Here is a 1,497-nt window from a genome sequence, read left to right on the forward strand (position 1 = left end):
AACTGGAGTTTAGACTAAACAATGGTCGCAGCTAAAAGTAGCTGCCTTTCACTAGAAGGCAAGCTGTTACTCAACAACTCAAGAGGTAGAAGATTAAACAGCTAATTTTGAAGATTTTTTGCGTCGAGAAACCCGTTTTTTAACAGTGGGATAGTACGGTGCTTTAGTACGTGCCTTTCCTTTTTCCCAACCAGGTGATTTGCCCCTAGGTTTAGGCAGTTGAGCCGGAGTACCAATGTCAACTAAAATCGACAACATTGATTGGGCAACACGTCCAGGAGTTAAATTGATACTAGCAGATTGCCAAGGCAGTCGATTCTCGACCACTAAGTCCTTAGCCAGCCAGAGTTGCCAACTCATCAACGGCATTAAATCGCTCCACCGCTCTGATTGTTCGGGAGTTTTTAAGTTAGGTAATGTCCAATGTAATCGTTGCTTAGCAAATCTATACCAATGATCCACTCCAAAACGTCGTAAATACTTAAACCAAACAGTTTCTAAGGGTAGAGTGCGCTCTCCGACCCAAGCCAACCACAAGGGTGGAAACGGCTGACCGCTTGACATGAGATTCATTCTTTCCACAAGGATTAAATTGACTCTCTGTCCTGCTGCACGATAAAAATGTAAGTCAAGCCATTGCCTAACTCGGACTTGTCCCAACTGCGGATGTTCGTCAATTTCAATCACAGTATCCGCTTCGAGCCATGTGGTTGGGTCGTTGAGCTTGATTTTGGGCCCGTGTTTCCGTGGTCTGCCGCGACCACTATAGGCTGGTGGTGCTGACCACAAGCAGGCATTGCTTCGGACTCTCATTAAACAATCAGCTTCAATATCTGCTATCGCTAGTACCCAACTTGCATTGCCATATTCTCGGTCTAAAACTGCTAATACTGGATTGACGCTCTGTTGGCAGACTAGCTTCAGTTGTGTTGCCGCTTTTTGTATTGGGGATTCTGCACTGCTCATCCGTTCGTGCAGCAACGGTAGTGCCCAACTTCCTTCTGCTTCGGGTATCCACGCAATTGTGCTGTATCCTTGTCCAATAATTACGCCCCCCTGATATTCATGGGTTCTGTCTTTTAATGTTTTAGCATCTGGTCTCCCCCATGCGGTATGGTCGATTGCTACTAACATATGTTCCATTGCAGGTGCTTCCTGCTCTAATTGCTTAATATACAACTCCATTAGTTTTCTCCGGTCTGGCCTACTGTCTTGTAAGGCTTCGTATATGCTTGACCATTGACGACTGAATAACGGACTGAGCGAAAATTCCGCTAAACATGACGCATTCCTGGTTGTCATCACTGCATCTATCAGCTCGAATGTTGCATCCTTCGCTCGCACCAATAACTCGTATGCTGCTTGACGAAAGTCCTTTAATCGTTCACTGTTCATTTAGGGAGTGGATGGGTTTTATTTTTCACCCTCATTCTCTCCTTAACGGTGGCTCAAGTTTTTCTTTTGCCACCGTTCTCTCTTTTTTAGTCTAAACTCCAG

General features: G+C 45.2%; 1 protein-coding gene. It reads right to left on the reverse strand.

The features are described from left to right. Positions 1 to 93 precede the first annotated feature (93 nt). Positions 94 to 1,395 (reverse strand): NF041680 family putative transposase, encoded by a 1,302-nt coding sequence (locus QUA77_RS29075; RefSeq protein ID WP_333454090.1) that lies wholly within the window; start codon positions 1,393 to 1,395, stop codon positions 94 to 96. Positions 1,396 to 1,497: the final 102 nt, after the last annotated feature.

The sequence above is a fragment of the Microcoleus sp. K5-D4 genome, assembly GCF_036704575.1.
Taxonomy (GTDB): Bacteria; Cyanobacteriota; Cyanobacteriia; order Cyanobacteriales; family Microcoleaceae; genus Microcoleus.